This is a genomic window from Pseudoalteromonas sp. ND6B, assembly GCF_000764215.1.
Lineage (GTDB): Bacteria > Pseudomonadota > Gammaproteobacteria > Enterobacterales > Alteromonadaceae > Pseudoalteromonas > Pseudoalteromonas tetraodonis.
Window position 1 is genome coordinate 94,686 of sequence record NZ_JQFL01000003.1, and the last position, 25,622, is coordinate 120,307.

General features: G+C 39.7%; 24 protein-coding genes and 1 tRNA gene. 17 read left to right on the forward strand and 8 right to left on the reverse strand.

The window, feature by feature from the left end:
- Positions 1-6 precede the first annotated feature (6 nt).
- Positions 7-504, reverse strand: a complete 498-nt coding sequence (locus ND6B_RS17260; protein WP_033102611.1) for an RDD family protein — start codon at positions 502-504, stop codon at positions 7-9.
- 271 nt (positions 505-775) lie between these two features.
- Between ND6B_RS17260 and ND6B_RS17255 the strand changes: the two genes are divergently transcribed.
- The 5 genes from ND6B_RS17255 to ND6B_RS17235 all read left to right on the forward strand — a co-directional run bounded on the left by ND6B_RS17255 (position 776) and on the right by ND6B_RS17235 (position 6,243).
- A tRNA-Leu gene (locus tag ND6B_RS17255) sits at positions 776-860 on the forward strand.
- Positions 861-1,451: 591 nt separating this feature from the next.
- Complete coding sequence (locus tag ND6B_RS17250; protein ID WP_016900141.1) at positions 1,452-2,732, forward strand: sensor domain-containing diguanylate cyclase; 1,281 nt, start codon at positions 1,452-1,454, stop codon at positions 2,730-2,732.
- Position 2,733: 1 nt separating this feature from the next.
- Positions 2,734-3,543: a substrate-binding periplasmic protein gene (locus tag ND6B_RS17245; RefSeq protein WP_033102625.1), complete on the forward strand. Its 810-nt coding sequence runs from the start codon at positions 2,734-2,736 to the stop codon at positions 3,541-3,543.
- Positions 3,544-3,708: 165 nt separating this feature from the next.
- A complete protein-coding gene (locus tag ND6B_RS17240) occupies positions 3,709-4,701 on the forward strand; it encodes a fatty acid desaturase (protein WP_016900142.1) in 993 nt (330 codons plus the stop codon).
- A gap of 402 nt (positions 4,702-5,103) precedes the next feature.
- Positions 5,104-6,243 carry a Na/Pi symporter gene (locus tag ND6B_RS17235; protein ID WP_013464173.1) on the forward strand — a complete coding sequence of 380 codons (1,140 nt, stop codon included), beginning with the start codon at positions 5,104-5,106 and terminating at the stop codon, positions 6,241-6,243.
- A gap of 58 nt (positions 6,244-6,301) precedes the next feature.
- Here the strand turns inward: ND6B_RS17235 and ND6B_RS17230 are convergent, their stop codons facing one another.
- Both ND6B_RS17230 and ND6B_RS17225 read right to left on the reverse strand, forming a co-directional pair.
- Positions 6,302-8,371, reverse strand: a complete 2,070-nt coding sequence (locus ND6B_RS17230; RefSeq protein ID WP_016900144.1) for a TonB-dependent receptor — start codon at positions 8,369-8,371, stop codon at positions 6,302-6,304.
- A 56-nt stretch (positions 8,372-8,427) separates the two neighbouring features.
- Positions 8,428-9,084 (reverse strand): YoaK family protein, encoded by a 657-nt coding sequence (locus ND6B_RS17225; RefSeq protein WP_016900145.1) that lies wholly within the window; start codon positions 9,082-9,084, stop codon positions 8,428-8,430.
- A 143-nt stretch (positions 9,085-9,227) separates the two neighbouring features.
- Here ND6B_RS17225 and ND6B_RS17220 point away from each other — a divergent pair, with 143 nt between their 5' ends.
- The 4 genes from ND6B_RS17220 to ND6B_RS17205 all read left to right on the forward strand — a co-directional run bounded on the left by ND6B_RS17220 (position 9,228) and on the right by ND6B_RS17205 (position 11,679).
- The gene (locus tag ND6B_RS17220; RefSeq protein WP_013464176.1) at positions 9,228-9,476 is read left to right on the forward strand and encodes a TIGR03643 family protein; all 249 of its coding nucleotides are present in this window, start codon (positions 9,228-9,230) and stop codon (positions 9,474-9,476) included.
- A gap of 73 nt (positions 9,477-9,549) precedes the next feature.
- Positions 9,550-9,921: a hypothetical protein gene (locus ND6B_RS17215; RefSeq protein WP_016900147.1), complete on the forward strand. Its 372-nt coding sequence runs from the start codon at positions 9,550-9,552 to the stop codon at positions 9,919-9,921.
- Between the two features lie 9 nt (positions 9,922-9,930).
- The gene (locus ND6B_RS17210) at positions 9,931-11,010 is read left to right on the forward strand and encodes an endonuclease/exonuclease/phosphatase family protein (RefSeq protein WP_016900148.1); all 1,080 of its coding nucleotides are present in this window, start codon (positions 9,931-9,933) and stop codon (positions 11,008-11,010) included.
- A 132-nt stretch (positions 11,011-11,142) separates the two neighbouring features.
- On the forward strand, positions 11,143-11,679 hold the full coding sequence (locus ND6B_RS17205) for a DUF924 family protein (protein WP_016900149.1): 537 nt from the start codon (positions 11,143-11,145) through the stop codon (positions 11,677-11,679).
- A gap of 71 nt (positions 11,680-11,750) precedes the next feature.
- On the opposite strand, the gene ND6B_RS17200 is transcribed toward ND6B_RS17205, so the two are convergent.
- Positions 11,751-13,127, reverse strand: coding sequence for an NAD-dependent succinate-semialdehyde dehydrogenase (locus ND6B_RS17200; protein WP_016900150.1), 1,377 nt, complete (start codon positions 13,125-13,127; stop codon positions 11,751-11,753).
- A gap of 200 nt (positions 13,128-13,327) precedes the next feature.
- Between ND6B_RS17200 and ND6B_RS17195 the strand changes: the two genes are divergently transcribed.
- The 3 genes from ND6B_RS17195 (at position 13,328) to ND6B_RS17185 (ending at position 15,504) form a co-directional block, all read left to right on the forward strand.
- The gene (locus tag ND6B_RS17195) at positions 13,328-14,362 is read left to right on the forward strand and encodes an NAD(P)H-dependent flavin oxidoreductase (RefSeq protein ID WP_016900151.1); all 1,035 of its coding nucleotides are present in this window, start codon (positions 13,328-13,330) and stop codon (positions 14,360-14,362) included.
- Positions 14,363-14,368: 6 nt separating this feature from the next.
- Positions 14,369-14,935, forward strand: coding sequence for a Crp/Fnr family transcriptional regulator (locus ND6B_RS17190; RefSeq protein WP_028834352.1), 567 nt, complete (start codon positions 14,369-14,371; stop codon positions 14,933-14,935).
- 62 nt (positions 14,936-14,997) lie between these two features.
- Positions 14,998-15,504 (forward strand): YgjV family protein, encoded by a 507-nt coding sequence (locus tag ND6B_RS17185; protein ID WP_024601536.1) that lies wholly within the window; start codon positions 14,998-15,000, stop codon positions 15,502-15,504.
- A gap of 28 nt (positions 15,505-15,532) precedes the next feature.
- Here the strand turns inward: ND6B_RS17185 and ND6B_RS17180 are convergent, their stop codons facing one another.
- Entirely contained in the window at positions 15,533-16,048 is a 516-nt protein-coding gene (locus ND6B_RS17180; protein WP_013464184.1) for an NUDIX hydrolase, read from the reverse strand.
- A 227-nt stretch (positions 16,049-16,275) separates the two neighbouring features.
- Here ND6B_RS17180 and ND6B_RS17175 point away from each other — a divergent pair, with 227 nt between their 5' ends.
- The 5 genes from ND6B_RS17175 to ND6B_RS17155 are packed head-to-tail and all read left to right on the forward strand — an operon-like array spanning position 16,276 to position 21,796.
- Positions 16,276-17,616 (forward strand): sigma-54-dependent transcriptional regulator, encoded by a 1,341-nt coding sequence (locus ND6B_RS17175; protein WP_028834350.1) that lies wholly within the window; start codon positions 16,276-16,278, stop codon positions 17,614-17,616.
- A 17-nt stretch (positions 17,617-17,633) separates the two neighbouring features.
- Complete coding sequence (locus ND6B_RS17170) at positions 17,634-17,843, forward strand: hypothetical protein (RefSeq protein WP_028834349.1); 210 nt, start codon at positions 17,634-17,636, stop codon at positions 17,841-17,843.
- An 18-nt stretch (positions 17,844-17,861) separates the two neighbouring features.
- Positions 17,862-19,346: a sensor histidine kinase gene (locus ND6B_RS17165; protein WP_033102612.1), complete on the forward strand. Its 1,485-nt coding sequence runs from the start codon at positions 17,862-17,864 to the stop codon at positions 19,344-19,346.
- Between the two features lies 1 nt (position 19,347).
- Complete coding sequence (locus ND6B_RS17160) at positions 19,348-19,809, forward strand: response regulator (RefSeq protein ID WP_028834347.1); 462 nt, start codon at positions 19,348-19,350, stop codon at positions 19,807-19,809.
- 25 nt (positions 19,810-19,834) lie between these two features.
- Complete coding sequence (locus tag ND6B_RS17155) at positions 19,835-21,796, forward strand: response regulator (RefSeq protein WP_033102613.1); 1,962 nt, start codon at positions 19,835-19,837, stop codon at positions 21,794-21,796.
- Positions 21,797-21,828: 32 nt separating this feature from the next.
- Here the strand turns inward: ND6B_RS17155 and ND6B_RS17150 are convergent, their stop codons facing one another.
- Genes ND6B_RS17150 through ND6B_RS17140 form a run of 3 tightly spaced genes read right to left on the reverse strand, consistent with a single transcriptional unit; the run spans position 21,829 to position 25,520 of the window.
- Positions 21,829-22,830, reverse strand: a complete 1,002-nt coding sequence (locus tag ND6B_RS17150) for a LacI family DNA-binding transcriptional regulator (protein ID WP_033102614.1) — start codon at positions 22,828-22,830, stop codon at positions 21,829-21,831.
- Positions 22,831-22,841: 11 nt separating this feature from the next.
- Positions 22,842-24,170, reverse strand: coding sequence for a glycoside-pentoside-hexuronide (GPH):cation symporter (locus tag ND6B_RS17145; RefSeq protein WP_024601541.1), 1,329 nt, complete (start codon positions 24,168-24,170; stop codon positions 22,842-22,844).
- A 15-nt stretch (positions 24,171-24,185) separates the two neighbouring features.
- Positions 24,186-25,520, reverse strand: a complete 1,335-nt coding sequence (locus ND6B_RS17140) for a GH1 family beta-glucosidase (RefSeq protein WP_033102615.1) — start codon at positions 25,518-25,520, stop codon at positions 24,186-24,188.
- Between the last annotated feature and the right edge of the window lie 102 nt (positions 25,521-25,622).

The window sequence follows — 25,622 nt, forward strand, 5'->3', positions numbered from 1 at the left end:
TTGATATCATAGTTCGCGATAAACGCGTTTATTTTCTTCTTTGGTGAGCGTAACCACTTCGGTTTTTGATAAGTAATCTTGTAGTGCTTTTTTATTTTTAAAATCCACTAATACCACTAAATTACCTAAACCCAGCAATGCGCTGATACTGCGGATAATGGCTTGTGGCCAGCTAATTAAGTTTCCCTGATGGGTTTGTACTTTTAATCGCCACGCACGCATACCAATTGTTTGCCCGCTTTTAGTCCAAAAATAACCAAAAAACACCAAACCAACCAGAACTAACAGTGAGCTGCGAATCCCTGAAAGTAACAGTGAGTTCTGAATACGTGCTGAGACATCTTCAGCGCCATTAAGAGCAATAACATCAAGGGAAATAAGCCCTTGAATAGCAAATAAATACAATACCACCGTTAGCATCGCAAAAGCGATAATAGCTAATGTATCGTACACCAATGACGCAAAACGGCGCCAAAACCCTGCCCGTGGAAACTCAGCCAACATAAATATACTCTCACTGTTAATGTGCGCGATAGTTTAGCAAATAAGCCGTCAAATACTACCTATTACGCTACGTGCTTAACTCGATATTGGCTCAAATGTTAATGGGTGCCTAAATGTTAAGCGGTTGATCATGCTTAATACATAAAACGCTTGCCGCTTTGCTTATTGTTTGTATAATGCTAGGCAACGAGATGGAAGAGGATACATAATCTTTCACTCTAAAGTGGTTTTTCTTTATCTTCTCGTGTTTAGAAGGTTAAAGAAAAATGATGCCAGCGTGATGAAATTGGTATACATGGGGGATTCAAAATCCCCTGCCGCAAGGCGTGCCGGTTCAAGTCCGGCCGCTGGTACCACTTTTTATAGCCCCGACCAAATTGGTTGGGGTTTTTTTATGCCTTAAATTTGAGTGGCTGGACTTGAGCGGCACGTGAGGTGCCGCTGTTATAAGTAAAAGTCCGGCCGCTGGGTGAGAGTGAACCGAAACGTAGTTTCGCAGTGACTCGAAGTGAGTTCATGGATGAACGATGGATGCAGCTTCAGGGATGAATTATTTATTCAGCTATATACGTTATAGCCCCGACCAAATTGGTTGGGGTTTTTTTATGCCTTAAATTTGAGTGGCTGAACTTGAGCGGCACGTGAGGTGCCGCTGTTATAAGTAAAAGTCCGGCCGCTGGGTGAGAGTGAACCGAAACGTAGTTTCGCAGTGACTCGAAGTGAGTTCATGAATGAACGATGGATGCAGCTTCAGGGATGAATTATTTATTCAGCTATATACGTTATAGGCCCGACCAAATTAGTTGGGTTTTTTTTATGCCTCAAATTTGAGTTGCCTAAAGCCGCCAGAAATGAGAACACTTATTCCTTATGCTGTTCTTTGCTTCCATTAAGAATGTAATTAACCTAAGCTCAACTATAAAGTTTATTAAGAAGTGCCATTGTTAATGTTTGCAAGTTACCGTAGTCCAAACAGTTTATCTAAAAAAATGATGCGCGTTATTTTCTCTATCTACTTGTTTGTAACCTGCCTCATAACAAGCATGCAGTTTTTAACTGAATACTTAAAAACACAAAACTCAATCTCCTATGAATTAAAACAGTTGCAAGAAACTGTCCAGGGTCCTGTTTCGACGAGTTTGTGGCAATATGACCAAACACAGTTAGGTGTACTCGTTGATGGGCTTATTAAAATGCCGGTTATTGAGGGGGTTGATGTTTTTGACAAACATGGCAAAAGCATGATTTCTAAACGTTCTTACACTCAAGCCTCACTTCCTCTCTCAATTTTTGAAACTAAATCTGAGTTGTATTGGACGCTTAATGGTAAACGGATTTTTCTTGGCACTTTGGTGCTCTATTCATCGTCTGAGGTGGTTTTAGATCGTGTTTTATTTGGTTTTTTCTTAATTGCTATTACGGCAATGATAAAATTATCAATTTTGTTTGGGTTATTTATTTGGGCTTTCGATCGTTACCTAGCCAGGCCTTTAAAAGAATTGATGCAACAAGTTAATGAGGTCCAATCAAGTAAAAATACACGTAAACGGATCAATCTTTCACATATTGAAAACAACGAGCTCAGCCAGCTCCAAGATCATATGAATACGATGCTCTTTAGTATGGAAAGGGATCGGGAGCGATTACTCGAGGATGAAAAATCTAAGCGAGATTGGCTGGAAGAGGCCGTTACAAAACGTACAAAAGATCTACAAGTATTAAATGAAAAACTTAAAACGCTTGCAACAAGAGACTCTTTAACGGGTACTTTAAATCGGGGGAGCTTTTTTGATACAGCAAATCATTTGCTAGAACTTTCTCAGCGACAGAAATTACCCGCATCTTTTATTTTAATTGACTTAGATTACTTTAAAAACATTAACGATACGTATGGACATTTTGTTGGTGATAAGGTGCTTATTCATTTTACCGACACAGTTCAGAGTATGATAAGAGAGTCTGACCTTATTGGTAGAGTGGGTGGAGAGGAGTTTGCACTATTTCTTCCAAATACAGGGCTTGATAACGCGTTCAAACTCGCTAATAAAATAAGAAAGGCTGTGGTTGATTCAACCTTAGAAGTTGATGGTGAGACTGTAATCTATACTGTAAGCATAGGCGTTGCCTCATCCGAGCTAAAAGACTGCTCAGTTACTGAGTTATTCAAAGTCGCTGACTTGAAGCTTTACTGCGCTAAAGATAAAGGACGTGATCGTGTTGAAAAATAAAATGTTTAAAGGTAAAAAAAAGATCTCTCAAGTGCTGCTTATATCCTTATTGTTAGCATTGAGTATAGGTAACTTTAGTCATGCCAATACATTAAAAGTTTGCTACGACCAATGGCCTCCTATGACTATATTTCCGTCAGAGGGTTTTCCTGCCCGCGGCTTTGTGATTGATATGCTAGAGCAAATATATACATCAAAAGGCTATCAATTAGAGTATTACGAAGTGCCTTTGGCAAGGGGGCTCGATATGGTTGCGGATGGTCTTTGCGATATGTTGCCAGAATATTTATTTTCGCAAGACACCGAAGTGGGTTTCGAGTACGCCACAGAGGCAACATTTGCATATCCAACTGCTTTTGTTGTTAGGCAGGATGAATCCTGGCGCTATGATGGGATTCAATCTATACAAGGAAAGCGTGTTGCAACAGGGCCTGGGTGGGATTACAGCTCGGTAAGTGTTGATTATCAAAATTATATTGATGATCCAAATAATTCTGATTTAGTGGAAGTAATCGCGGGCTCTAGCGATGTGGTAGAACGGATTTTTCAGATGATTAAAGCGGGCAGAATCGATCTATATGCAGATAATATGCTGGTTTTACAGTACATGTTGAATCGATTTGATTGGAACAATGGATTAAAAATAGTGCGTCCAGGCTTAGAAAATAAATTGGTTGAAATACCTATTTTTTCAAATAAAATGCCCGCTGAAAGAAGGAAAACGCTAATAAATATATGGAACAGTGGCCGTTTATCTATCAAGGGAGATAAACAAAAAATGCTTCTTAAAAAGTATAATGTGGCTTTATAAGTGCTTTAAAATGCCCCAATAGCACGTGCTAAGAAAGTGAGATATTTAATTTGATTATGATCTTATACTTTTTTTCCCCGTAAATTAATTAGTATTAAATTACTTTGTACTGAGTTTTTTACTCGGATATTATATACCTCAACCTCTTGTTGCGAATAAAACATCATGACTCAATTGACCGCAAAACAGAATATTCAAGCCATTGTTAAAGCGATTAAGGCGGAAGAAGCGCTGCTTCGTCAAAAACATCCATTGTTAATGCATCAAAACACCTTGGGAATGGCTATCTTATTGCTCTCGCTAAGTGCGTTAATTGGGGTTGGTACTTTGTATTACTTTGCCATTATCCCTGCTTGGCTTTGTATTATATTAGCCGCTATAGCCACCTCTATTTCGCACGAGCTTGAGCACGATCTTATTCATAAGCAGTACTTTAGCAACCAGCCTTTTTTACACAATTTTATGATGTTTACTGTGTGGTTGATGCGCCCTAATACGATTAGCCCGTGGTATCGTCGCAAGATGCATTTGCATCACCACAAAACGTCGGGCACTGAGCAAGATTTAGAAGAACGTTTGGTAGGTAATGGTATTAAAAACCCGTTTTTACGTGCATTGGTGATTGTTGATGGATTGCTTGGTTTATTAATTAACGCAAAACGTTTTAGTAAAGAAATTAAAGGATTTAGCTTTTTTAAAGTGTTTAACGCAGGTTTTCCAATTACTACTGCTTATTTTGCTATTTTATACAGTGTGATAGCGTTTCATTTAATTAATTTATTTACCCCGATTGCGGCTGACTCACCGGCATTATTGCTCGATGTAATGAATGTGTTCGAGTTTTTAATGGTGGTGCTGATAGTGCCTAACATTGTACGTTCGAGCTCACTTAATTTTGTTACCTCCAGTATGCATTATTACGGCGGTGTTAATAATATGCTTGAGCAAACTCACGTAATTACTAGCCGTTTGTTTATGCCGTTTAATTTGTTTTGTTTTAACTTTGGGCATACTCATACTATTCATCATTTTGTGCCGAATCAGCCGTTTTATTTACGTCAAATGATTAGCAAAAAAATTCTTGAAGTGATGCGCCAGCACGGTGTGCGTTTTAATGATTTTGCTAGTATAAAAAAAGCTAATTTGTATCAATCATAAAGCTCGTTTTTACTCAATCTTCGAGGTTGCTGCTTTATTAACCTTGCCTAGCCTAATGCTAGGCAATACCCCTAGTAAAGTCAGATAAAGCTTATAAAACTTCCCTTTAATACCAACTTAATCTATTACTCAGACCTTTTTAAATTTAGTCCTTAATTGATCCCACTTAGCGCTTTGTTATGTAATTGAATACTAAGTTTAATTTTTTGATTTTAATTGATTGTTTTTAAAGTTATGGCTTGCCTTATACTCAATTTTTCACCCTTATGTTTTTATGTTATGAATAAAAAAGCACGTTAATCGAATTGAAATATTTCTGTAATATTTAGGTGTTCTAATGCGCTCTGAAACAAAAACGTCATCAAAATGCCATAATCGGTAAGACAAAACTGAGATTTAAACATGAGTGAATCAAAGCGCAATACGCTATTAATAAAAACGCTTAACTGGGCTGCTATCGCCTTTTTAGTTTATTTAGTCCTTGTAGCCGTTGGCACTGTCAGTGGTGGTTTTAAATTAGCGTCGGGCGGTACTGAGGGAGCGAAAGAGATTTTTGCATTCGCAACCAACCCGTTTATCGCATTATTATTAGGTGCTTTAGCAACCGCTTTAGTGCAATCATCATCAACGGTTACCTCAGTTATAGTGGGGCTAGTTGCTGGCGGTTTACCGTTAAGTATTGCTATTCCAATGGTGATGGGTGCAAATATTGGTACCACTATTACTAACACCTTAGTGTCTATTGGCCATATTCGCTCTAAAGAAGAGTTCCAACGTGCATTTGCGGCATCAACTGTTCATGATTTCTTTAATTTATTTGCCGTTATTATATTTTTACCGCTAGAAATAATGTTTGGTTTGCTGCAAAAAATGTCTGCTGCTTTATCGCACTTATTTATTGGTGATGCCGACTTATCATTAAAGAGCTACAACTTTATTAAACCACTCGTAAAACCAGCTGTGGGCGTAATAAAAGATGCATTTAGTTTTTTAGATACAAAAATGCTAGGTGCAGCGATGGTTATTGCAGGTATTTGTTTGATTTTATTTGCCGTAACTACATTAGGTAAATTACTTAAAAAAGCGCTGGTTGGCACTGCAAAAGATATACTGCATGGAGCCATTGGGCGCGGGCCTATCGCGGGTATCACATCAGGTGCGGCAGTAACAATTATGGTTCAGTCATCATCAACGACAACCAGTTTGATGATCCCACTTGCTGGAAGTGGTGTGTTTACTACGCGTCAAATTTACCCATTCACACTGGGAGCTAACATTGGTACAACCATTACTGCTTTATTAGCGGCCACATCAATTACAGGGCCTATGGCTGAGGTTGCGCTAACAATTGCATTGGTACACGTTATGTTTAATGTATTTGCAGTTGCACTTATTTACGGCGTTCCTGTGCTGCGTGAAATACCGCTAAAACTTGCTGAAAAGCTAGCCGAAATTGGTACAAATAATAAATCAGCAGCATTAGGCTATATACTAGGATCGTTCTTTGTGGTGCCTGGTTTAATTGTACTGGCCGTTCGATAAGTAGAAATAAACGTATAAAAGGAATGCGCTATATAATTTATATAGCGCATTTTTTGTTTTACCACTGGTAACTTACAGACAACATGGCATTACGTGGTTTACCTGGGAAGTAACGATCCCCAGTAAAGCTGGTGTAATCGGCGCGCTCAGCGTAGGCTGTGTTAGTTAAGTTTATAATTCGGGCACTCAGTAATAGCTGTGGACTAATTTGCCACTGGCCGCGCAAGCTTAAAATATCGTGGCCTTGATATTCATGTAAGTTTTCAGGGTCGGAAAAGTAGCGGCTCACATAGTGCCATTGCAGCGCAAGGCTAATACTCTCGTTGGCTTGCCAGTTAAAATCGATATTAGCAACCTTTCGAGGTGCGGTATCAATATCGTTACCTTTAATATTAATGCTGCCAATAACTTGCTCATTCGAGTACGTATGCTTGGCATAGGTGCCTGCAAAATTAACAGATAAGTGCTGATTAAAGCTATGCGCTAATTCAAGCTCAATACCGCGATGCCGAGTTTGGCCGTCATTAACAGTAAAAAAGTCACTGTCGCGGTAGATGGTATTGTGCTTGCTCATCGCATACATCGATAAGCCATAGCGAGTATTGTTGTACACCCCTTTAATACCCATCTCAGCATTATTAGCTATTTCTGCGTCTAAGTCGGCAGTACTTTGCTCGCGTTGTAATTGATAGAGCTCAGCCGCTTGGGGGGCTCGATAGCCTCTTGAAAAATTAGCGTATAATGTATTGTTAGTATTAAGCTGATAGCTCACACCTAGTTTTGGCGAAAGATTATTAAAGCTATTTTTAGTGCTTTCGGGGCGACTATAACGACAGCCACCAAAACCACATTCGCTGCCATCCTCTTTTGTACGCCCTGCAAGCATATTATTTTGATAGTCATATTGCATGTGCTCATAACGCAGTCCTGCGCTAATAAGCCAGTCATTAAGCTGCCAATCAATAGCGGCAAATGGAGCGTATAAGGTGGCATCGACTTGGTAATCGTAATGTTTACCTTGCGGCACAGTGGCCACTAAAAACGCAGAGCCTTGGGTGGGGTTATCTTGGGTTTGTAAAAAATCGGCTTGGGTAAACTCACCATCAAAGCCAAGCTTTAAGTTCGTATTGTCGTTCACATAATGTTGATAAAGTGATTGTAGGCCAAACCCCGTTTGACTGTTTTTTTCGAGCGGAGTACCGGGTAAAAAGTGTTTAAAAAAGTCCATGCTTTGGTCACGAATATAAGGAGTAACAACAAGCGTGTTCTCACCTAATTGCCAGCTTGCTTTACTCCAAGCCCTAAGCGATCGGGCTTTTCTAAAGGCGTCAGGATCAAAATTTTGCTGTGCAATATCTTCATCTTTATAGCTTTGAAAGCCACTAATATATCCTGCGGTTTGTTGGTCTAAGTCGGTATAGGTCAACCCCGATATTAAACTTAAGTTGTTGTTAGCGTATCGATGTCGCACATTTATTTTTTGTTGTTTAACGCTTTCATCATCTCGGTAACCGCCATCATCGGTAAAGCTGGCATTAATACCGAACCCTGAATTATCCATAGCATGGCCTGCACGCAATTTATAGCGAGCATAACCGTAAGAGCCATAATCAACACCCAGCAAACCACCACCTTGGGTCGTGTCTGGTGTAATGACGTTAATTACGCCATGCACTGCATTTGAGCCATACAGTGCAGAGCCTGGGCCTTTTAATACTTCAATACGCTGTGCCATTTCGCTATGTGCTTCAAACAGCTCATTAATATTACAAAATCCAGCTGCACGAAGTGCAATACCATCTTCAGCAGTTAAAATCCCTCCACAGGCACCCGTACCCGAAAGCACCTGCGAGCGCAGAGCGGGTAAATACTCTTGACCATTACCACGTTGTATATTGGCACCTGCAACGCGTTGCAGTGCTTCTTCTACATGGGTAGGGGCTATAAGCTCCAGTTGTGATTCGCTTAATACACTGATCACCAAAGGTAATGGGGTGGAGAGCGCTTCACTACGTGATGCTGTGGTGGTGATACGTTCAATTGATTGCGCGGTATCTTCAGCACACGCACTATTAATTAAACTTAACTGACTGCATAACAATAAAGGGGGTAAATAGTAATATTTCATAAATTCCAGCACATCGGCAATTTGATAAGTTTAGGGTAGGGGATTTTGTGAATTGGTTAAAGCACACTCAACCTATAAACCCGATAAGTAATCGATAAAACAATACAAAAAATGCCGGGCACAACTAAAGTCAGCACTGAGTAATGTTTAAATAGCAATACGCCTACCACTCCGCCGGTTAAAAAACCGGCAATAATTAATACAAAAACAATGCACTTTCTAGTATCGAATGTTTGTCCTTTTAGGGCTTTTCCAAACATTAACCCTAAGTCGGTAAATATACCGGTTAAATGAGTGGTACGCACTACAGCGCCGCTGTAGTTAGTGGCCAAAGCATTTTGTAAGCCGCAGGCAGCAGAGGCAAGTGTAAGTGCGTAAGGGTAAGAATATTGAAGTAGCTGTGCGCTTAACAGCAGTAAAATACCCTCAATAAATAAGAGCGTATCGTAATGGCGTCCTAACTTAAGTGACCCGCCTGAGAGCATTAACCCTGTTAATGCCGAGCCAAATATAAAGCTCAGTACAATCGCAATTAAAAATAACGCTGCATTGATGTTGGTAGTAAGTTCAATAGCTAATGAAGTCACCGACCCCGAAACATGAGAAATTGCTTGCTGTTCAAATCCTAATAAACCTACTGCGTTTACCATACCGGCAATAAAAGCGAGGGTAAACGCACCATATTCGACCCACTTAGGTAGTTTTGTAAACATCCTTTTAGCTCCGGTTTCAGTGTGTAGATTAATCATACACTTAATTAAAGTTAATAAATGAAAAGAGATTATATTTTTAACATCACAAGCAAGTGATGATCGCTAAATTTAACTTTTGCGTACTAACCAAATTTGGAATTAATATGTTTAACCAAGAACAGCAATCACGCATTATAGAAATGGCATGGGAAGACAGAACGCCATTTGAAGCCATTGAAAATCTGTATGGGCTAAATTACTCTCAGTTAGTTAATTTCATGCGTGACCACATATCTAGCGGCTCATTTAAAGTATGGCGTAAGCGCCATGCTGGGCGTAAAACTAAACACCTAAAGTTACGCGACCCCGCGATTATGCGCAGTCATTGTAAAACACAGTACAAGCAGCGTTAATTTTTCTCATTTCATGTAATGTTCAGGCTTAGCCGTTAATACTCTTCAGTAATGATCACACTGGAGAACAGCCATGAAAACACTAATCAGTATTTTATTAATGGTTTTTACGCTAACGGCAACAAACGCATTTGCAGTGCCACACAAAGACAAACATGAAAATAAGCATGCTAATAAACACCACTGGAAAAAGCATAAATATAACCAATACCATGACAAAAAACGAATCTCTAAAAAACAAGCAAGGCATTTAATTCGCCAAGGGTGGACTCCACCAGGATGGCACACCCGTTATCATCAAGGCGATATCCTCGAGCGTGATATTTATAAGCGTGCTAGAGTAATAGACCGAGAAAGAGACACAGTGCGAGTTGAAGTTGATCGCACTATTATTCATCTAGTGCACGACACTCGTGAAATACTCTCTATTTTACAGCGCTATTAGGATTTATAAATGCTCACTGTATTGGTCATAGTTACTGGCTTGTTGTTATTAATAACCTTATTACCCCTGTCATACAGTCAGCATTACTTGATACGTAGTTGCGACTTTGTGCGCTTGCAGGTGTGCTACCTAGCAAGCGCTGTAATTATCGTTGCACTAATAGGTATGTGGCAAATCGACTTTATTGCATACTCATTAATAGCGGCTGTTGCTTTAATTATTTGTGCGCTTCAAGCTAAGTGGATTTATCCCTACACTTGGTTTGCTAAAAAAGAAGTATTAACAGCGCCAAAAAGTAGTGATCATAGCATCAGAATCTTATCCGCTAATGTACTGATGTCGAATCGACATAGTGAGCAATTAATCAACTTAGTCGATAAATATCAGCCCGATTTACTTATCACCTTAGAAAGCGATAGTTGGTGGCAAGATAAATTGTCCGTGCTTAAAAAAAACTACCCTTATCAAGTACAGTGCCCAAAAGATAACCGCTACGGCATGCATGTATTTAGTAAATTTAACATACTCGATGCACAAATTTGTGAACTCATAGAAGATAATATTCCCTCTATTCATATTTTGTTTGAAAATCATCAAGGGCTAAAAATGCAAGGCCACTTTATTCATCCTGCCCCACCGAGCCCAACAGAAAAAGATTCATCGCGTCCGCGCGATAGCGAACTAATAATGGTGGCTAAAGCGCTTAAAAATCCAAGCCGCCCGACGATAGTCGCCGGCGATTTAAATGATGTAGCTTGGTCACGCAGCACCCGTTTATTTATGCAAATCAGTGGCTTTTTAGACCCACGTAAAGGACGGGGCTTTTATAACACTTTTCATGCTGGTTACTTTTTTATGCGCTGGCCGCTCGATCACTTATTCCACTCTACAGGTTTTACTGTAAAGCGTATCAAACGTCTTGCTAAATATGGCTCCGATCACTTTGCTCTGCTTACCGAACTTGTTTATGAAGATGCTAATCAGCAATCACTCGAAACAAAGCCCAGCGAGCTTAAACAGCAAGACATACAAGAGCTTGCTATGAGCAAAGCCGATAAACGTAAAGTGCCTAGGTTTGAAAAAGGCTAGATGAAGTACAGATGTTAGGCTAAAGGCTTTAGGCGAAAGGCAAAATTAATACATTAGGGTCGTGCTTTTAAATTTGCGGGATTTTATATAGCGAGCTATTTAGTTGAGTGTTAATTAACAAAGAGATTCATTATGTTTAATAAAATTATCGACTTTTGGTTTACAGAGCTTGAGCCTAAGCAGTGGTGGCAAAAAGACGAGGCGTTTGATTTGATGATTCAGGCTCGTTTTGGCCAATTACACCAGCAAGCGAGTGCGAGTGAGTTATTTCAATGGCGTGAGAGTGCATTAGGCAGCCTAGCTGAAATTATCGTGCTTGATCAGTTCTCGCGCAATATTTATCGTGACAAGCCAGCATCATTCGCCTGTGATTCAATGGCTTTAGCTTTAGCACAATCGGCCATTACAAAAGGGTTTGATAAGAAGTTGACGGATGAGCAGCGAGTATTTTTGTATATGCCTTTTATGCACAGCGAATCGCAGTTAATTCATAAGGAAGCAGTCCGGCTATTTAAGGCGTTAGGTATTCAAAATAACTTAGACTTTGAGTATCAACATAAAGCGATTATCGATAAATTTAATCGTTACCCGCATCGAAATAAAATACTGGGGCGGGAGTCTACAGAAGAAGAACGCGAGTTTTTAAAACAGCCCAATTCAGGTTTTTAGATTCATCAGGCAAAAAAACACCGCGCTTATTACAAGCGCGGTGTTTAGTTTTATTAACCAGGTACCTGATATTAGCTATTAATCATGATGCTTTTAACATTCACAAACTCGCGAATACCAAAGCCGCCATGTTCTCTGCCATAGCCACTGTCTTTAACACCGCCAAATGGTAGGTTCGGTTGTGCCAGTCCGTAACCATTTATGTTGATCATACCGGTATCAAAATGCTTTTTAGCCAGCTCAATGGCTTTTTTCTCATCTTTTGAAAAGATACCGCCGCCTAGTCCATAACGGGAGTCGTTGGCAATACGCATAGCGTCGTCATTATCTTTGGCTTTAATCAAAGATGCGACAGGGCCAAATAATTCGTCATCATATGCAGGCATCCCTGGTGATAAATTTTCTAACACGGTAGGCGGGTAGTAATAGCCTGTTTGCTGCGGAATTTCGCCGCCTACAATTACTTTTGCGCCTGCATTTACCGAGTCTTGCACTTGCTGATGAATTTTGTCGCGTAAATCTTCGCGTGCCATAGGACCCAGTTCCGTATCTTTATCCATAGGGTCGCCCATTTTAATTGCTTTAAATTGCTGGCTCAGCGCTTCTTTAAAGTCATTGTATAATGAGTCAACTACCACAAAACGCTTGGCAGCCACACAGGTTTGGCCATTGTTAATAATGCGACCCTGCAAACAGGTTTTAACTGCCAGTGCGAGGTCAGCATCATCAAGTACAACATAAGCATCGTTACTACCAAGCTCTAATACCGTTTTTTTAACGTGCTTACCGGCCTGCTCAGCTACTTTTTTGCCTGTGCCATCACTTCCTGTGAAGGTAACGCCACTAATGTGTTTATGAGAGATAAGTGCGCTGGCTGTTTTTCCGTCAATTAGTAAGTTACTAAAGCAATGCTCAGGGAACCCAGCTTGTTTAAATAAGGTATCTATTTTTTCAGCCATACCAAATACATTGCCCGCGTGTTTTAATACCGTGGTATTACCCGCCATAATATTTGCGGCACTGTATCTAATAACTTGATAAAGTGGGAAGTTCCATGGCTGAATACCTAGCAACACGCCAGTAGGGCGATAACTTATAATTGCACGACCGCCTTGCATATCGCGTTCTTCGTCGCTCAGCATATCGGCGCCATGTTCTGCGGTATAACGGCAAATGTCAGCACAAAGCTGCACTTCTTGAAAGCCTTGTTCGTACACTTTACCCATTTCTTCGGTCATCAGTTTAGCAAGCGCTTCTTTTTGCTCTTCAAATAAAGAGGCTAGCTTATTCAGGTATTTAGCGCGCTCAGTAAACGAGGTTAATCGCCATGTTAAGTATGTTTCATGAGACTTTTCGATCACTTGTTCTGCTTGAGCTTGAGAAAGCAGTGTATAGCTATTGATGACTTGCTCGGTTGCTGGATTGATCGTATCTACTGTGTTACTCATTTTACCTCCTAACAAATTATGTAATAGGGTAGGTGCAAAACCAAAGCCAGTTGGGCGATAGTTTATAAAAATTCATAACTTTTTGTTAATAATGGTTTTTATATTACTTTATACAAAAATCTAGATTTTGTTTGTTCGTTGTTTTTGCTATGGTTCTGTAAATACTGCAAGTTGTTGAAAAAGTTACAGGGAGTAGTTAGATGATACAGTCATTGTTTAATATCGATTTACCTCTTATTCAAGCGCCTATGGCGGGTGTACAAAACGTTGAATTGGCTGCAAGCGTTTGTGAAGCTGGCGGGCTAGGGTCGTTGCCTTGCGCTATGTTATCGCCAGCACAGTTAGTTGAACAGCTCGACTTACTTACTCAAAAAACAGATAAACCATTTAATCTAAACTTTTTTTGTCACTCGGTTACTGATTACACCAGCCAACAAAAGCAGCAATGGCATAATATGCTGACCCCTTATTTTGCAGAGTATGAAATTGACCCGCAAAGTTTAACCGCAGGGGCATCCCGTCAGCCTATAAACCAAGCCGTTGTTGATATTATTGCACCTTATAAACCGGCGGTTGTGAGTTTTCATTTTGGTTTACCTAAGCACGCTATTGTGGCGCAAATAAAAAGCTGGGGCACTAAAGTAATTTCAACGGCGACCACTTTAGATGAAGCTATTTGGCTCAGTAAAAATGGCGCTGATGCTGTTATTGCTCAGGGTTTAGAAGCTGGAGGGCATCGAGGGCATTTTTTATCAATGGATTTAAGCTTGCAACAAACCACTAAGCAGTTAGTTAAGCGTTGTGTTGAGCATTTATCATTACCGATTATTGCTGCAGGAGGTATTGCAACGCCAGATGATGTAAAGCATATGAAAGCGCTGGGAGCCAGTGGAGTTCAAGTTGGTAGCGCTTATTTATTATGTAAAGAGGTAAAAACATCTGCTTTACATCAGCAAGCTATTTTAGAGCAGGCTCAAGATAGCACCGCACTAACTACTTTGTTTTCAGGTCGAGCCGCGCGGGGTATTCAAAACCGCGTCATGCTCGAGTTAGGTACTATGCCTGAGGGCGTGCCTTCGTTTCCTCACGCTAGTAGCGCAATAACTGCATTAAGAACATGCGCTGAAAAAGCAGGCCAAAGTGATTTTTCGCCTTTATGGTGTGGTCAAAAGTATGTGCCTCGGGTGGGGGTATCAGCTGCGGATATTACGCATATTTTAATGGAAAAATGGTAGAGTTTAATGTCTGATAACCCACTTTTATCGCTTGGCGATAGTTATGAAGTGCTTATAAATAAGCTTAAAACACAATTGGCAGGTATTTACCCTCAACAGCTTGTCGCGCGCAATACCGTGTTATTGCCCCAAGGCGATGTACAGCGTTATGGCTATTTAATTGTGGAGGGGGTTTTAGGTGCTATTCATGATGATATTGATGGCGGGCAAAAATGCAAAGAGTTTTATTTTAAAAATGAGTTTGCATTGCTGTTTGCCAATTGGATGACCTCAAGCCCCGCTTTTTACCAATTAAAAGTAATTAATGAAGCCAGTGTAATTAAAGTACCGCTAACACTATTTGAGCAAGCACAGTACCAACTTATTAAGCAGCAGCTAATTGCGCAGCAACTAATATTTAAAGAAGCCAAAGAAGCATTTTTATTACTCAACAGCCCCGAGCAGCGATACTGTTACTTGCTTAAACATAAACCGCATTGGTTGGCGCAGTTAAGCTTAAGCCAAGTGGCTATGTATATAGGTATTTCGGCCATTTCGTTATCACGAATTCGTAAGCGACTTAACTTAAGTTAAGTGCTGTTTATATAAAGCACTATACACTCCTCATTTTTATGCCTTTAGTGCCTTGGAGTGTTATGTTTTTAATTGCCCAATCATTGGTTGCCGTCGCGACTTTACTCGACTTAGCTTCATTTCAGTTTAAGTCCCGACGCATTATCTTATGTTGTTTATTTACCTCTGTGTTATTAACCTCAGTCCACTTTTTTATTTTGGGTTATAACAGTGCCGGCTGCTTAATGCTTATTGCCGCGTTACGTTATTTTTACTGCATATACTTTAAGCATACTTGGGCCATGTTTGGATTTATGGCAGTGAGTTGTTTAGCCGTTTATTTAACATGGCAAGATTGGTTTAGTGGCTTTGCGCTGGTGGCGACATTAATACAAACCATTGCTTCATTTCAAAATAGAGACTTGCACTTGAGGTTATGTATGGTGGTGGGAACCTCTTTTTGGATAACGCATAATATTTTTGCTGGCTCCCCTGTGGCAATAATTATGGAAAGCCTATTTTTAAGTAGTAACTTATTTGGTTTATATCGATTTTATATTAGTAAAAAAGTCTTGCTGAACCTCAAGTAGGAACGTAAAATGCAGCAATGTAAACTTATTAAAAGAACTGTTTGGCAATTTCTTTTAATAAAAAGGTTTCTCGAATAATCGACAATCCTTGTTTATCGCTATTAGCTAATGTGCGTTCGTTGTGAGCTATCGCCTCAAAAATATTTACCCATTTAGCTTGCATACCATTTTGTTGCTCATAGTGCTCAAGCTGTGCTTGGCCGAGTTGTTCGTTAATTTCGCATACATAACAGTATGACTTTATATGAATAATATCAAAGTCATCTTTGTACCAAGGACGATATTCTTCATAGAGGCCAAACTCACTACAGATTTTTATATTTTGCGCGCCAGTTTCTTCATTAAGCTCTCTGATAAGTCCTTGTTCAATGCTTTCGTGTAAGTCTACGCCACCACCGGGTAAACTAAAATCGTCATAGCGCTGAGTGTACATTAATAAAATGTACTGCTGTTTAAATACAATTGCGCGAGCAGTAGGGCGAGTAAACTGACGACCTTGAGTAATATTAATAGTGGGGTGAATAGTGGTTTTTAATAGGCGCATAACGACTCCAGCAATAAAGGTAAATTATATCAGTTGGTTGTATTAATTACTTCATTGTTAAAAAGTAATTAACTGAAAAGATTGTTAATTTAAGCGTTTATACATATATCTGTAGTTATAATGGCGAACTATTAAAAAATAAAATGTCATTGTTTTAGTCCTGCTCTGAATACCTTTCATTTGTTTAAAGGGGTGAGTAGAATAATAAAAAAGCATAGGGATTAATCATGTTAAATATACTTTTAGTTGATGACGACATCGAATTTAGTGATGTTATTTGTCACATTGTTGAGTTTCTTGGGCATAATATTCAAACTGCGACCAGTTTAGAAGAAGCGCATCAGTGGTTTGAGAATAATTCCTTTGATCATGTATTACTGGATTTCATGTTACCCGATGGCAGTGGCTTGCATTTATTAGATCATTTAAAAATGATTGGTCAATCTCCTAAAGTCACTCTTATTTCAGGTCACCCATCGGTTAAGGGGATTTTAGCCGATATGTGTGAGCCCAATGTAACGCATTTATTAAAGCCGCTGCAGCGAGAAGATTTAGAACTGGTTTTAAACGGTCCTAAAAAAACTGTTAAAAAAGCTAAGAAAAACGCTATCACCCATCATTTTGATACCTTAATTGGTGAATCTGAGGCAATGCAAAAGCTCTATACTATGATAGAGCGTGTTGCTAAAACACAGGCTAACGTAATGTTAGTAGGTGAAAGTGGTGCCGGTAAAGAAGTGGTTGCACAAGCGATTCATAATGCCAGTCAATGCGAAGGACCTTTAGTTGCTAGCAACTGTGGCGCCCTTTCAAAAGAGCTTATTGGCAGTGAATTATTTGGTCATGAAAAAGGTGCCTTTACAGGGGCGATAGCCCGCAAAGAGGGCGTGTTTGAACAGGCAAATGATGGCACCTTATTTTTAGATGAAGTCACTGAAATGCCCATTGGCATGCAGCCTAATTTATTGCGCGTATTAGAAACAAAAAAAGTAACAAGGGTAGGTGGCAACCGAGAAATTCCAACTAACTGCCGCGTTATTTCTGCGACCAACCGTTCTTTAATCGATTTAGCCCAAAATAATATTTTACGTGAAGATATATACTTCAGGCTTGCCGTATTTCCTATTGATATACCGCCATTACGTGAACGAAAAGACGATATTCCATTATTGGCAAAAGTCTTTTTAGAGCAGTTAAATGACGAAAATGGCACTGCTTTTAGCTGGACGAACGAGCAACTTAAAGAGCTGCAAACGTACGACTGGCCAGGTAATGTACGTGAACTTCGTCATGCAATTCATCGCGCTTTTATTATGAGCGATCCACAAACAAGCGATGTGGCACTGCCTGATAACCTAGAGTCACCTTTTTCACGAGTAAATAATCAAGCTCAGGAAAATCAGGTTTCTGCAGGACAAACCATTGAAGAAGTTGAAAAAGAGCTTATTCATGCAACACTCGATAAAGTACAAGGTAATAAAACATTGGCTGCACAAATGTTAGGTATAAGTACTAAAACGCTTTATAACCGCCTTAACGCATATGGTGGCATTGGCGAATATAAATAAAACAACATGAGGATAGTATGGCATTAACTAAACAAATAAAGCCTTTAAACGAATTAGTACATGATGCGCGGGCACCGTTAAATCGTATTTCAATGAATGCTGAGCTTATCAAGCTAGTACTTGAAAACGATATGCCCGTCGAAAAAGCACTCGAGGCACTCGATAAAATAATTGTTAATTGCCAAGCATGTAGTGACAGTTTACAGCTTATTTCAGACTCAAAATAATAAAAACCAGGACGATAAATGATTAAACGCAAACAGCAAGGCAAAGCAAATGTTATATGGGCGTTATTTATCTCCATAATACTATGCATTATTGTAGGTAATGCATTTTTAGCGGTTAATACCATACAAGGCTTAACGCGTACTCAGCAAAGTTTAGATAACACTAATATGCTAAGTACAGCCATTGAGCAAATGCATCTCTCTGTAGTGCAGGCTGAATCAGGGCAGCGCGGGTATTTATTAACGCAGGACGATGATTACTTAGCTCCATATTACGATGCGGTTGCACAAATTGAATCGCAAACCGATTATGTTCGCTCTTTAAACTCTGAAATTGAGGGGCAAGCTGAGCGTATTGCAACGTTAATTTTATTAGTTGATAGTAAAATTGCTGAGCTTAAAAGCACAGTTCAATTAGCATTAAATGACAAAGAAGAACGTGCAATGCTCATACTCAACTCTCATAAAGGGCGTGACCTATACCGAGAGATTCGTGTACTTGTTAATGATATCCAAGATCGTGAGCTGTTATTTAAAGTCAGTCACTTTTCTAAATTAGCGCAAATAAAAAACGAGGCAAAAATCACTTTTGCAATTACAGCCATCACGAGTGCTTTACTTATTGGCGGTATGTTTTTACTTGCGCGGCTTAACTTAAAAAATGCGGCGGTATATCGAGCTGAGCTCGAAATGCAAAACGAAACCTTAGCCAGTAAAGTGACCGAACGTACCCAAGAACTTACGTTATATTCTGATGAGTTAAGTCGCAGTAACCGTGAGTTAGAAGAGTTTGCTTTTGTTGCCAGTCATGACTTGCAAGAGCCGCTGAGAAAAATTCAAGCATTTAGCGATCGTCTTGAAAGCATGTTTAAAGACGAGTTAGGTGAAAAGGGAACTGACTACATTGCTCGAATGAAAAATGCTGCGCAGCGCATGTCTAATTTAATTAATGATTTATTAGAGTTCTCTCGAGTAACAACTCGAGGTAAAGATTTTACCGACACCAATCTAAATAGCATACTTAATGATATTTTAAGCGATTTAGAAATAGCCATTAATGAGTCTAATGCGCAAGTGATAACGGTTGATATGCCAATCATTCAGGCTGATCCGAGTCAAATGCATCAGCTGTTTTTAAACTTAATTTCAAATGCTGTGAAGTTTAGAGCGCCTAACGTAAACCCTGTTATTGATATTAGCTTTGAACGAATTAGCGAGTTTAGTGAAGACCATAATAGTAAAGTAAGTTGGCATGTTATTACTGTAAAAGATAATGGTATCGGCTTTTCAGCTGAGTATGCAGATAAAATATTTGTGCCATTTCAGCGTTTACATGGGCGTTCTCAATATAAAGGAACCGGCATAGGTTTATCTGTGTGTCGCAGAATTGTAGAGCGACATGGCGGAACTATTACAGCAATAAGCACCCCTAATGAAGGCGCAACCTTCATTATTAAACTACCTGTGGATGCAGAGTTATTCACATTACAAGGAGAGGCATAATATGCCATTAACAAACGTAAAACCCATTACCATTTTAATGGCAGACGATGATGAAGATGATCGTTTATTAACCCAAGATGCCCTCGCTGAAAGTCGCGTTTTAAATGAATTACACTTTGTTGAAGACGGTGTAGAGCTTTTAGAGTATTTAGAGCGTAAAGGGAAGTTTGAAGATAAAACCCTGTCACCAAGACCTGGCTTGATTTTACTCGACTTAAACATGCCGAGAATGGATGGACGTGAAGCACTTCAAGCGATTAAAGCCAACCCTAATTTAAAAGGTATTCCCGTTGTTATTTTAACTACTTCAAAGCAAGAAGAGGATATGGTTAAAGGTTACGATTTAGGTGCGGCTTCATATATTACCAAGCCAGTAACTTTTGATGGTTTAGTTGAGTTGATGAAAACGTTAGGTAAATACTGGGTTGAATTTGTAGAGCTACCAAGCACGTTTAACGATTAAGCATATAATTAAAATAGGAGACGCTATGTTAGCAAAGGCAACGAAACTGCTATTGGTTGAAGATGATGAAGATGATTACATTCTTACTCGTGACTATTTAGAGCAGCTCAGTTCCCATGTGTTTGACATAGACTGGATAAGCTCTCCTGAGCAGGCAATACATGTACTAAGTAAAAATGAGCATGATATTTGCCTGCTTGACTATCGCTTAGGTGCCTCAGATGGCTTAAGTGTTTTAAAGCAAGCGATTAAGAATGGCTTTTGTGGGCCTATTATCATGTTAACGGGGCAATCTAACGATGCGCTAGATTCGGCTGCGCTTGATGCTGGTGCGGTTGATTACTTAGTTAAAAGTGAAATGAGTGGTAGCCGGTTTGCCCGTTCTATTCGTTATGCATTAGCGCGCCGCGATGTAGAAGATGAGCGAGTTGAGCGTTTAAAAGCGGAGGCTGAAAACCGTTCAAAAGACCGCTTTTTAGCGCATTTAAGCCACGAACTGCGAACTCCCTTGTCGTCTATTTTAGGCTATACCGAACTACTTATGCTCAGTGATTTTAGCAAGCAAGCTGAAAATGAGTTGGGTGTTATTTATCGTAATGGCAAACACTTATTGAGCTTACTGAATGATGTTTTAGATTTATCTAAAATTGCAGTCGATAAGCTTGAGCTAAGCTTGGGGGATGTTAATCTTGATAGCCTAATGGCCGACGTGTTTACGCTAATGCGTGTATCAGCCCTTGATAAAGGTTTATCATTAAAATTTGAATCACTGGAGCCTTTGCCATTAGTTATTCGTGTAGATGCTACTCGGGTACGACAAATTCTCATTAACCTGATCAATAATGCGATAAAATTTACCGAGCAAGGCGAAATTATCGTTAATGCATGGACAGAGACGGTGGCTGATCGTGAAATGCTCTTTTTTAGCATTAAAGATTCAGGCTTGGGTATTGCTCCAGAAAAACAAGCACTCATCTTTAAGCCTTTTGAGCAAATTGCCGATGTAGAGTCGCGCTCAGTAGGTGGTGCGGGCTTGGGATTAGCTATTTGTTCTGAGCTACTTAGTCGTATGCAGGGTACTATTTCATTAGATTCTTATGTAGGTGAGGGCTCAACGTTTACCATTTCCTTATACCCTGGTGATATCAGACAGGTAGAGCGCAATTTATTAAAACTTGATTTAACCCCCAACATGCAGCAAAAAGTAGCGCCATGCGAAGTAAGTGGCAAAGTGTTGGTGGTGGATGACTTACGCGATTTACGCGTGTTAGTTGGCCATTTAATTGGCTCAGCGGGTGCAGATGTAGATTATGCCGATAATGGCAAACAAGCGCTTGATAAGGTTAAAAAGCAACTCGCAGAAGGGCGCGCCGCTTACGATATTATATTTTTAGATATTCATATGCCGGTGATGGGCGGAAAAGAAGCAGCCATTGAACTTAGAAAGTTAGGGTTTAAAGGGGCGATTATTGCTTTAACCGCGGCCACCATGAAAGGCATTCATAACGAACTAACCGCGTTAGGGTTTGACGATATGATTGCCAAACCTGTGGATTCAAACTTACTATACCAATGCTTAGAGTCAGCGCTGGGGGAAAAAACACAACGTGTTTCATCGATACAGCCAACGCCAAAACATAATACTAGCATAAAGCGTTTTTTATTAGTGGAAGACGATGCTGATGCCGGACAAATTACTCAGTTATTATTAGAAAGTTTGGATGTAGACACGGATATAGCAACAAGTGTCAAAGACTGTAAGGCGACGCTTGAGCATAACAGTAATTACGACAAAGTATTACTCGATATGCATTTACCCGATGGTTCAGGTTTAGAGCTTGCTGGGTTTATTAAAGAACACTATCCTGATATTCAACGAGTTATTATTAGTGGAATGGAGCCTGATGCCGTACACATTAGACAGCTAGAAATAGAGCAAGTTTTGCTTAAACCAATAAACTTGGCGTTATTAAGTAAACTTGTTTAACGCCACTATTTGCCAATTTATATAATAATTAGCTAGGTAATATTAACGACCGATTGGCGTATGACTAATTCGGGCTGAAATAAAGTTTGAATAGGCTGTACGCTTTTTTGATATACATGGCTCAGTACCCACTGTGCAGCTACTTTACCCATTTCATCTATTGGGTAATTAATAGTGCTTAAAGGGGGGTATACATGGCGGGTAAAGAACACGTTATCGTAGCCTATTATTGAAAGTTGTGCGGGTAGTTCAATGCCATGCTCTCTGGCACTGACCATTGCACCCGTTGCCATTTCGTCATTGGCGCACACTAAGGCGGTAATGGCGGGATTTTTTTTATAAAGAGCAGTAAATCCTTCGTAGCCGCTGTCCTCTATAAAGTCACCTTCATACAAACTGTTTTCATCAAACTCAATGGCATGTTCAGCAAGTGCTTGTTTATGTCCGTTTAAACGTTCTTGAGCGTCTTTTTTCCATAAAGGACCGCTAATGTAAGCAATGTTTTTGTGACCAGACTCAAGAATGTATTTAGTCGCTAAATAGCCCCCTTTAACATTATCAAGAATAATACAGCGATCGGCGAGCTCAGGAATATGGCGATTAAGTAAAACAAACGGCGTTTTACCTTTGCTCAGCTTTATTAAATATTCATCGCTAACCGCTTCAACATGCAAAATAAGTGCATCACAATTACGGCTAATTAAAAACTCTATGCCTTGTTGTTCTCGCTCTGCGTCACTGTGCCCTGCGGTAATAATAACGTGTTTACCTTGTTTTCTGAGGGTGTTTTCTATGCCGCTCATCATAGGGCCATAAAAAGGACCTTTTAACTCAGAAACCAATAAGCCAGCACTATTAGAGCAATTAGAGGCCAGTGATTGCGCAATAGAATTTGGGCGGTAGCCTAATTCTTCCATCGCTAAAGTCACTTTTTTTCTGGTTGCATCACTTACGTTTGCATTGTTGTTCATTACTCTTGAAACAGTGGCAAGTGATACCCCTGCAAGCTTTGACACCTCATAAATGGTGGCCATACTATTCCTTGTTACAAATTACTTTTTTGTGTTAAATCGGCGGTGATTTTTTTTATGGTTTTGTTATCTAAGTTGTATTTAGTCATTATTAAAGCCACAAGTATACTGCCAATAGCAGGGTAGAGTGTAAATGAGGTTAAAATACCGCTTTTAGTTGCTTCGCTTAATTCTACATTGGCTTGATACTGATAATACGCAAGTAACCAACCCGCTATAGCGCCGCCTAATGCGAGCCCCAATTTGATAAAAAATACCACGCTTGCATAAACCAAACCCGTGAGTCGTTGACCATTTTGCCAAACTCCGTAGTCAATAGCATCTGCCATTTTTGCCCACAATAAAGGTGTCGCCATTTGAGTGAAAAAGCACCATAAAAAATACATTAAAAAGGCGAGTAAAACTTGCTCATTAGGGACAAAAAAAGCAAAACAGCTCAATATGGCAGAAATATATTGCAGATAAATATAAGCCGTTTTTTTATCTAAGCGTTTACTTAAAGGTTGCGCACACGCACAGCCTATAATATTACCGACCATACCTAAAGTCACAAATTCGGTGATTAAATCTTCTTTTCCAAGAACATACTTTACATAGTAAATAGCTAATGTCGTGCGCAGCACCATACTGGTCAATAATATCAGTGCTGCCATACACAATATTTTAAACGGCTGATTTTGCCATAAAACGTGAAGTTGTGTTTTTAAAGATAATTTATGTGGTGGATTTATCACCCGCTCTTTGGTGTAACGAAAACAAATTAGAAATAACACTACACCAAGACAACTCATAACCAGCATGGTGAGTTGATAGCCCAACTCGTTATTACCCTCCCCAAACCACTTTACTAAAGGTAAAGTGCAGCTCGTAACCAATAACCCCCCCAGCATGCCAAACACAAATCGATATGATTGAATAGAAACCCGTTCGTTAGGATTGCTACTGAGTACGCCGCCAAGTGCCGAATAAGGAATGTTAATTGCGGTATAAACCAACATTAGCAAGGTGTAGGTAACGAACGCGTAAATAATTTTGTTGCCGTCATCCATCGCGGGGGTAGTAAAGGTAATCACGCTTATAACAGCGAAGGGGATGGCAAGCCAAAGTAGATAAGGTCGGTAGCTACCGTATTTTGTATGAGTGGCATCGGTCAGGGCGCCCATTATTGGGTCTGTAACTGCATCAATGACTCTGACGACTAAAAAAAGGGTACCAACAACAGCAGGCGAAATACCAAAAATGTCGGTGTAGAAAAAAGTTAAAAATAGCATTACGGTTTGAAAAATAATATTACTGGCCGTATCACCTAGGCCATAAGCTATTTTTTCTTTTTTACTCAGCATAAAAGCCACTCATTATTATTTTTGGCGCTGTTTAAGAAAATCACGATACGCAATTGCGCTTTGTTTTAAGGTGCGTTGTTGAGTTTGGTAATCAACATAGACTAGCCCAAAGCGTTTTTCATAGCCATAGGCCCATTCAAAATTATCCATTAAACTCCATGCAAAGTAGCCTTGCACATTAACGCCTTGCTCAACGGCATTATGAACGGCATTAAGGTGTGTATGGTAGTAATTGATACGATGTATGTCATCTACTTTTCCATCTATTAATACATCGGCCATCGCTGCACCGTTCTCAGTTATATATACTTTGGGTAGCGTGTAACGATCATTTAATGAAAGTAGGAGTTCACACAATCCCTGTGGGTATATTTCCCAGCCCATATCAGTAGTGGCAATATTCTCTAAAGGAGCTTCGCTAAACCAATGATCTGGCGTATTTTTGTAATGGATACGAGTATAGTAATTAACCCCTAAAAAATCGATTTTTTGGCTAATAATTGCCATGTCGCCATTTGCAACATCAGGTTTTGCATCATTTGCAAGCTCCTTAATCACTTCAGGGTAGCGGCCTTCCAGCACTGCCTGAATATACCATTGGTTATGATAGTCATCAGCTAATTTAGCAGCGCGTTCATCGTCAGGAGTAAATGGATAGGCAGGGCTAAAATTAAGCACAATACCGGCCTCTATCTTAGGGCAGTTTTTGCGTATCACTTGCATCGCAAGTCCATGGGCTAGTAGTAAATGGTGCGCCGCTTGGCGTCCTGCTTTTTGACTTTTTATGCCTGGTGCATGTACCCCTATTTCATAGCCTAGGTAGGCACTACAAAACGGTTCGTTTAAGGTCGCATAAGAATCCACTAAGCCCTCTAGTTGCTGAGTTACTATATGAGCGTAATGAGCAAATTTATACGCGGTATCGCGATTTAGCCAACCACCGTTGTCTTCTAAATGTTGTGGCAAATCCCAGTGATATAAAGTGACATAAGTTTTAATATTGCGTGCTTTAAGAGCTTGTAGTAATGACTTATAGAACGCCATGCCCTGAATGTTTAAACTTCCATCTTGGTGTAAAACGCGGGGCCAAGAAATAGAAAGTCGATAGGCATCAACGGCTAAATCGGCAATCATTTGAACGTCTTGTTGCCAATATTTTACATGCTCACAGGCGTGATTGCCGTTACTGTTATCTGCAATGGTGTTTGGTTTGCTACAAAAAGTATCCCAAATACATGGTAGGCGCGTGTTGTGGCTTCCCTCTATTTGAAAAGAGGCCGTGGCAACACCAAAAATAAACGGCGATTTTAAAAGGGCTGACGTGCCTGGCAAATAAATTGTTTTAAACACAATGAGATACGTCCTTAAGCTTGCAGTAATAATGCGCTTTACCGTAATTAGCTAAGCAATAGAAATTGTATAATACAGCAATGTAAGCGCTTACAATATTAT